This window comes from Saccharothrix sabaoui (assembly GCF_051756985.1).
Taxonomy (GTDB): Bacteria; Actinomycetota; Actinomycetes; order Mycobacteriales; family Pseudonocardiaceae; genus Actinosynnema.
Map to the genome: position 1 here is coordinate 1 of NZ_JBPKJK010000259.1, position 8048 is coordinate 8048.

An 8048-nucleotide genomic window follows, 5' to 3' on the forward strand; every position below is an offset into this window, starting at 1 on the left:
GTCGCCGAGCAGCTGGACGGTGCGGGAACCGCCGGGCACGGGCCACGTCGTCAGCGGTCGCGGTGCGAGCGCTCGACCACCCTCGGGATCGGCACGGCGGCCTCGTCCGCCTGGCCGCGCCCCAGCAGGCGCAGCGCCGCCTCGGCGGGAGTACCCGGTTCCGCGCTGTACATCAGAATTCGGTGCGCCGAATCGTCGGGCATCTGCACCACCTCGAACTGCAATTCGAGTCGGCCCACCTGCGGGTGCGCGAAGTACTTCACGCCGAACGTGCAGTTGAGCACCGGGTGGCGCGACCACAGGGCCGAGAAGAACTGGCTCTTCATGCACAGCTCGCCGATCAGCTCGGCCAGGTGGCGGTCGTCCGGGTGGCGGCCGGCGACCAGGCGCAGCGACGCGACGGACCGCTTCGCCTCGTCCTCCCAGTTGACGTACAGCTCGCGGGTGGCCTGGTCGAGGAACAGCATCCTGGTCAGGTTGGGGCGCTCGGCGCTGGACCGCGGGCTGTCCGCGGCGTAGTGCGGCGCGAGCAGCTGGTGCCCCATGGCGTTCCAGGCCAGCACGTCGCTGCGGCGGTCCATCGCCACCACCGCCACGCCCTCCATCGCGCTGATGAGCTGCGCCGTCGAGGTCCGCACCGCCTCCGCCCGCGCGGGGTTGGCGCGCTTGCGGCGGATGGGTTTCGCCAGGTCACGCAGGTGGGCGACCTCGTCGTCGTTCAACCGCAACGCCCGTGCGATGGCGTCGAGCACGTTGTCCGAGACGTTCTGGCTCTGCCCCTGCTCCAGGCGGGTGTAGTAGGTCACGCTGACGCCGGCCAGCTGCGCCAGCTCCTCGCGCCGCAGCCCGGGCACGCGACGGCTGCCGTAGGAGGCCAGGCCCAACTCCTCCGGCCGCAGGGCGGCGCGGCGGGAACGCAGGAAGTCACCCAACTCCGTGTCCATGGCGCCATTGTCCCGCACCGGGGGCTCCTCCGGTGGCGTGAACCTGACCCTGTCAGTGCCACCCTGCGTGTGCCCCGCGCACTTTTATCCGCTGTATTCCTCCGAATGAAGACGCGTGCAACCGGCGACGGGTTGTCGGTTGAACACCGTTCCTTCCGGCACTGATCGAGCCCTAATATCGGATCACCGATCGCGCATTGTTGCCGGAATTCGAGCCAGACCCCCACGTCGAAGGAAATACATCGAAGGGACGCCATGCGCTCCATAGCCGTAGTCCTCGGTACCCGTCCCGAGGCCATCAAGTGTGCGCCGGTCATCCGCATGTTGCGCGAGGACCCCCGTTTCTCACCCGTCGTGCTGTCCACCGGCCAGCACCGGCAGATGCTCGACGAGACCCTCGACGCGTTCGGCATCCAGCCCGACGTCGACCTGGGGGTCATGGCCCCGAAGCAGACGCTGTCGCAGGTCACCCACCGGGCGCTCAGCGGGCTCTCCGACTACCTGGCCCGGGAGCGGGTCGAGGCCGTCCTCGTGCACGGCGACACCGCCACCACCCTGGCCGGCGCGCTGGCCGCGTTCCACAACCACGTGCCCGTGGTGCACATCGAGGCCGGGCTGCGCAGCGGCAACCTGCACTCGCCGTTCCCCGAGGAGGCCAACCGGCGCCTGGTCGCGCAGATCTCCGCCCTGCACCTGGCCCCGACCCCCGGCAACAGCGCCAACCTCATCCGCGAGGGCGTGAGCGAGTCGCGCATCGTGGTCACCGGCAACACCGTCGTGGACGCCCTGCGCTGGGCGAGCGGCCAACCGCAGACGGCCGTCGTCCCCGCCCTGGCCGACCTCGACGACGACCCGCGCCGGATCATCGTCGCCAGCGCCCACCGCCGCGAGTCCTGGCGGATGCTGCCCCAGATCGGGCAGGCGCTGCGCGACATCGCCGAGCGCCCGGACGTGCGGATCGTCGTCCCGCTGCACCGCAACCCGGTCGTGCGGGAAGGGCTGCTGCCGCTCATCGGCGGCGTCCCCAACATCACCGTCGTGGACCCGCTGCCGTACCTGGAGTTCTGCCGCCTGATGTGGCGCAGCGACCTCATCCTGTCCGACAGCAGCGGCGCCGAGGAGGAGGGGCCGGCACTGGGCAAGCCGACGCTCGTGCTGCGCGACGTCACCGAGCGGCCGGAGGCGGTGGCCTCGGGCACCGCGCGCCTGGTCGGCCGCACCCGCGAGCAGGTCGTGCGGCACGTCACGGGCCTGCTGGACGACCCGACCCAGCGCGAGCTGATGGCGTCGGCCGCCAACCCCTACGGCGACGGCAACGCCACCGAGCGCGTGGTGGGCGCCCTGGCGCACTACTTCGGCGACGGCCAGGCGGTCCTGCCGTTCGTGCCCGGCCGCCAGGTCGAGCCGGAAGCGATGGCGGCGTGATGGCCGCGCCCACCGGCACCGCGTCCGCCGCGTCCATGCCCACCGCGTCCGCGCCCACCGCGTCCGCGCCCACCGGCACCGCGTCCGCCCGTGCCGCCGTCGCCGCGAACGCGGTCACGGCGGTCGCCCTGGCCGACGGGTTCGTGGAGACCACCGTCGTGACCGACGCCGCCGGGCTCGCGGTCCCGGGCCGGACGATCGTGGTGAACCTCGCCCACACGCCCGCCCTGGTCGGGGAACCGCCCACCCGCCCGCTGCCGCCGTTCTCCTCCACCGTGCTGGTCGACTCGACGGTCGTGCGCGCCGACCGGGTGGCCCTGCTGCGGGTCCCCGACGACGCGGCGGACGACATCGCGGCGATCACCACCGCCCCCGGCTGGCAGCACTTCGCCGACGTCCTGCCGGGCTTCCCCCGCACGACCGGCCTGTACCGGGGCCCTCGCGCCGTCGTCGGCACCACCGCGTTCGACGCCGCCCTGGTGCTCGGCGAGGAGCGGCCCGAGGGCGTCGGGACCTTCGAGATCCGGGTGAACCTGTGGTTCGCCCCCGCCGGCACCGACTGCTCGATCCACGACCGGCACGACTTCATCGAGGTCCACAGCCAGGTGCACGGCCACGGGCGGATGCAGAAGTTCCGCGCCGACGACCACGCCACCCTCTACGAGGACCAGCTCATGGGCCCCGGGCACACCCCGCCCGTGCCGTTCTGCCGCACCCGCCCCGACGGGGGCTTCACCTACCCGTGGCACCAGTACCGCGCCGACACCGACTGCGTGTGGCTGGCCGTCGAGTACCACCGGACCGGAGGACGATGATGCTCACCCCACCGAAGTTCACCGGCGAAGTCGTCGCCGAGCAGCTCCGCGACGGCTACTGGCTGGAGGCCGCGGACATCGACGGCGACGGCCGGCCCGACCTGTTCGGCTACGGCCTGCGCCTCGGCGAGATCTACTGGTACCAGGACCGGCCGGGCTGGCCGCGCAAGCTCGCCGTCGACGGGTTCCGGATGCCCGTGGGCGCCGACTTCGCCGACGTCAGCGGCAACGGCCTGCCCGACATCGTCGTCTGCCACGAGCTGTACGGGCCGATCGGCACCATCGTCGACCCCGATCCGCGGGGCGGGAAGATCGACTGGGTGGAGAACCCCGGCGCGGCGGACAAGACCGACGCCCGCTGGAAGCGGCACTACATCGGGCGCGCGACCGGCATGCACCGGCTGCGGGTCGGCCACTTCACCCAGTCCGAGCGGCTGGAGGTCATCGGCGTGCCGATCGTGGCCACCGCCGACGTGCACGCCGTGCTGCCGCTGGTGATGTTCACCCAGCCCGACGACGTGCACGCGGCCGAGGAGTGGCCGATGACCGTGGTCGACGACCACTCGTTCCGGATGATCCACGGCGCGGAGAAGAAGAAGGGCCTCGTCCCCGGCTCGGACCTCGACTCGCTGCTGCTGGCCTCCGACGAGGGCGTCACGTGGCTGCACCACGACCCCGAGCGCCGCTGCTGGGTCAAGGAGCTGGTCGGCACCGGCGAGCTGACCCAGTTCGAGCGGACCGGGTTCCGCGGCAGCGGCGACCTCGACGCGGGCGGCCTCGGCGGCGACCCGATGGCGTACGTGGCGGCGCTGGAACCGTTCCACGGCAACACCGTCGCGGTCTACACCAAGGACGGCGAGGGCGGCTGGCGGCGGCACCTGCTCGACGTCTTCGGCGACCCGAACGACAACGGCGAGGGCCCCGGTCACCAGGTCGTGTGCGCCGACTTCGACGGCGACGGCGACGACGAGTTCCTGGTGGCGCTGCGCGGGCCGTGGCCGTGGCAGGGCGTCTTCTACTACAAGGCCATCGACGCCGCCCGCGGCGTCTGGACCAAGTGGCGGGTCGCCGACGAGTCGGTCGCGCGCATCGCCACCGCCGACTTCAACGGCGACGGCCGCCTCGACTTCGCCACGATCGCCTACTCCGTGCAGAACTACTACGTGGCCGAGAAAGCCAAGATCATGGTCTACCGCAACGAGATCCCGAGGTAGTGATGTCCACCCCCGACACCCGGCGGCCACCCCTGCCGTCGCTCACCGGCCTGCGCTTCCCGGCGGCACTGCTGGTGTTCTTCTTCCACTTGACCCTGTTCAACTCCCCGATCCCGCCGAACGACCCGGTCAACCCCTTCGGCGACCAGGGCCTCGCCGAAGGGCTGGAGTGGTTCTTCAGCAAGGCCGGCTACCTCGGCGTGTCGTTCTTCTTCGTGCTCAGCGGTTTCGTGCTCACCTGGTCCTCGGTGGAGGGCGAGCCCATGCGCGCCTTCTGGCGGCGCCGGGTGCTGAAGATCTTCCCGAACCACGTCGTGGTGTTCATCGCCGCGATGGTGCTCTTCGCGGGGGCCACGACACCGGTGTCGGGCTGGCTGTCGAACCTGTTCCTGCTGCACTCGTTCTCGCCCGACCCGGCGGTGTACGTCAACGTCAACCCGCCCGCGTGGACGCTGTGCAGCGAGCTGCTGTTCTACCTGCTGTTCCCGCTGATCATCCGCCCGGTGCGGCGGATCGCGGACAACCGGCTGTGGTTCTGGGCCGCGATGGCGGTCGTGGCGATGGTGGCCGTGCAGGTGGTGAACCTGACCTTGATCCCGGACACCCCGAAGTCCCCGATCACACCCGTCTCCACCACGCAGTTCTGGTTCGGCTACATCTTCCCGCTGCCCAGGCTCTTCGAGTTCGTGCTGGGGATGCTGCTGGCCAGGGCGGTGATCAAGGGCCGCGTCCCGCACGTCGGCCTGCTGCCCGCCGCCCTGTCCGTCCCGGTCGGGTACGCCGCGGCGCTCGTGCTCCCGTTCGCCTTCGGGTTCGTGGTGGCGACGATCGTCCCGGTCGCGCTGGTCATCCTGGCCTGGGCGACGGCGGACGTGGACAACAGGCCGAGCGGCATGCGCGGCAGGGTCGCCGTCTGGTTGGGCGAGGTGTCGTTCGGCTTCTACCTCTGCCAGGGCGTGGTCATCTTCTACGGCCGGACGCTCCTGCCGGAGGGCCCGTTCGGCACGGCCACCGCGGTGGCCGTGGCGGTCCTGCTCTTCGCGGCGACCCTGCTGGTCGGCTGGCTCATGTTCACGTTCGTGGAACGCCCCGTGATGAGGGCCTGGGCCCGCCCGCGCCGCAGGCCCGTCCGCGTGCCGGCCGCCGAGTCGGTCGCCGTGCCGGCTGTCGAGTCGGTCGCGGTGCCGGCTGTCGAGTCGGTCGCCGTGCCGGTGAAGGAGACCACCTGACCCGGTGCCCGGGTCGCGGGACGACGGTCCGGCAGGCGTGCGGCGTGACCTCGGGGTGGTCCCCGGGTCACGCCGCACGCGGCGTCCGCCACCGCCCACGGTGATCGCGCCCGTCACGACCGGGTGCCGTCCCCACGCGGTGGTCGATCGGTGGGTTGACCCGGTTTCCCACGGGTAGCCGAGCCTGTGTCAGTCGCGTCCCGGGGCGTCGTGCACCGGGACGTCCGACAGTGCGCGACCGGATGCGGAGGCTGCCCATGACCCGATCGGCGAGCCTGGCGAGAGGACGGGGAAGGCAGGACGAGGTGCGGCAGCGGGGCCGGCGGCTGGGGTGGTTGAGCTTCGCCCTGGGCGTGGTGCAGCTGGCGGCACCGGGTGCGGTGCGCCGGATCAGCGGCGTGGACGACTCCGCGAGATCGCGGGCGGTGGTGCCGGTCGTCGGAGCGCGGGAGCTGGTCCACGCGGCCGGGCTCCTGGCCGGCCGGCGGAAGGGCGCGTGGGCGTGGACCAGGGTCGCGGGCGACGCGATGGACCTGACCGCCCTGGGACTGGCCCTCGCCCACCGCGGCGGGCACCGCCGACGACGGCTCGTCGGGGTCACCGGCGCCGTCGCCGGGATCACGGTGCTGGACCTGATGACCGCCGTGCGGGCCACCCGAGCGGCACGCACCAGCCCCGTGCAGACGGCGCGGGGCGTACGCACAGGAGAACCCGTGGAGTTGACAGCGACGACGACCATCCGCAAACCCACCTCGGAGGTCTACGCGTTCTGGCGCGACCTGGAGAACCTCCCGACGTTCATGGCGCACCTCGAAGAGGTGCGGGAGACCGGTGGCCGGACGAGCCACTGGGTCGCCGACGCCCCGTTCGGCAAGAACGTCGAGTGGGACGCGGAGATCACCGAGGAGACGCCCGGCGAGAAGATCGCGTGGCGGTCGACCGGGAAGGCCGACGTGCCGAACGCCGGCACGGTCTGGTTCGTGCCCGCCCCGGACGGTGCGAGCACCGAGGTGCACGTCGTCCTGGTGTACGAGATCCCGGGCGGCGCGGTCGGCAAGGCGGTCGCCAAGTACTTCGGCGAGGAACCGCACCAGCAGCTCGACGACGACCTGCGCCGGTTCAAGCAGGTGCTGGAGACCGGCGAGGTCGTCCGGTCCGACGGGGCCCCGTGGGGCAAGCGGGCGCGCGCGGAGTTCCCGCAGCACCCGGCGCAGCCGCTGTCGGACGCCGAACTGGAGAAGGGAGCGGGCGCGTGAGGGCGAACACCTGGGCGGGCCGCAACAAGGTCGAGGTCCGCGACGTGCCGGACCCGAAGATCCTCAACAGCCGCGACGCCATCGTCCGGGTCACCTCCACCGCGATCTGCGGATCGGACCTGCACCTGGTCGACGGGTACGTGCCCACCATGCAGGACGGCGACGTCCTCGGGCACGAGTTCATGGGCGAGGTGGTCGAGGTCGGACCGGGCGTCGACCCGGGTCGGCTGCGCGTCGGGGACCGGGTCGTCGTGCCGTTCCCGATCGCCTGCGGCGCGTGCGGGGCCTGCTCCGCCGAGCTGTACTCGTGCTGCGAGAACTCCAACCCGAACGCCGGGATCGCGGAGAAGCTGTTCGGGCACCCGGTCGCGGGGATCTTCGGCTACTCGCACCTGACCGGCGGTTTCGCGGGCGGCCAGGCGCAGTACGCGCGGGTGCCGTTCGCCGACGTCGGCCCGTTGAAGATCGAGTCGGACCTGAGCGACGAGCAGGTGCTGTTCCTCTCCGACATCCTGCCCACCGGCTACATGGGCGCCGAGATGTGCGACATCCGGCCCAGCGACGTGGTGGCGGTGTGGGGTGCGGGCCCGGTCGGCCAGTTCGCCATGGACAGCGCCCGGGTCCTCGGCGCCGCGCAGGTCATCGCCATCGACAAGGAGCCCTACCGGCTGCGGATGGCGGAACAGGCGGGGTACGCGACGGTGAACTTCGAGGAGGTCGACGTGCGCTCCCGGCTGCTGGAGCTGACCGGCGGGCGCGGACCGGACAAGTGCATCGACGCGGTGGGCCTGGAAGCCAGTCACGGCAGCGCGCACATCTCCGCGTACGACAAGGTCAAGCAGGCCGTGCGGTCGGAGACCGAACGCCCGCACGCGCTGCGCCAGGCCATCCTGTCGTGCCGCAGCGGTGGCGTGGTCTCGGTGATCGGCGTGTACGGCGGCCTGCTGGACAAGTTCCCGGCCGGCGCGTGGATGAACCGGTCGCTGACCCTGCGGACCGGGCAGTGCCACGTGCAGCGCTACATGAAGCCGCTGCTGGAGCGCATCGAGCGCGGGGAGATCGACCCGACCCGGATCATCACCCACACCCTGCCGCTCGACGAGGCGGAACGCGGCTTCGACATCTTCAAGAACAAGCAGGACGACTGCGAGAAGGTCGTCCTCAA

At 71.7% G+C, this 8048-nt stretch carries 7 protein-coding genes; 6 read left to right on the forward strand and 1 reads right to left on the reverse strand.

What is annotated here, in order from left to right; translation table 11 throughout:
- Positions 1 to 50: 50 nt before the first annotated feature.
- A complete protein-coding gene (locus tag ACR807_RS39930) occupies positions 51 to 944 on the reverse strand; it encodes a helix-turn-helix transcriptional regulator (RefSeq protein WP_438926741.1) in 894 nt (297 codons plus the stop codon).
- Positions 945 to 1199: 255 nt separating this feature from the next.
- On the opposite strand from ACR807_RS39930, the gene wecB reads away from it, so the two are divergent.
- The 6 genes from wecB to ACR807_RS39960 all read left to right on the forward strand — a co-directional run.
- Complete coding sequence (gene wecB / locus ACR807_RS39935) at positions 1200 to 2369, forward strand: non-hydrolyzing UDP-N-acetylglucosamine 2-epimerase (RefSeq protein ID WP_438926742.1); 1170 nt, start codon at positions 1200 to 1202, stop codon at positions 2367 to 2369.
- Positions 2369 to 3184: a hypothetical protein gene (locus tag ACR807_RS39940; RefSeq protein WP_438926743.1), complete on the forward strand. Its 816-nt coding sequence runs from the start codon at positions 2369 to 2371 to the stop codon at positions 3182 to 3184. The genes wecB and ACR807_RS39940 overlap by 1 nt, the downstream gene beginning before the upstream one ends.
- A complete protein-coding gene (locus ACR807_RS39945; RefSeq protein WP_438926744.1) occupies positions 3184 to 4398 on the forward strand; it encodes an FG-GAP repeat domain-containing protein in 1215 nt (404 codons plus the stop codon). Before ACR807_RS39940 ends, ACR807_RS39945 begins: the two co-directional genes overlap by 1 nt.
- Positions 4399 to 4400: 2 nt before the next feature.
- Positions 4401 to 5627 (forward strand): acyltransferase family protein, encoded by a 1227-nt coding sequence (locus ACR807_RS39950; protein ID WP_438926745.1) that lies wholly within the window; start codon positions 4401 to 4403, stop codon positions 5625 to 5627.
- A gap of 257 nt (positions 5628 to 5884) precedes the next feature.
- Complete coding sequence (locus tag ACR807_RS39955) at positions 5885 to 6883, forward strand: SRPBCC family protein (protein WP_438926746.1); 999 nt, start codon at positions 5885 to 5887, stop codon at positions 6881 to 6883.
- A partial coding sequence (locus ACR807_RS39960) for a zinc-dependent alcohol dehydrogenase (protein ID WP_438926747.1) occupies positions 6880 to 8048 on the forward strand: 1169 nt, incomplete at its 3' end. The genes ACR807_RS39955 and ACR807_RS39960, both read left to right, overlap by 4 nt.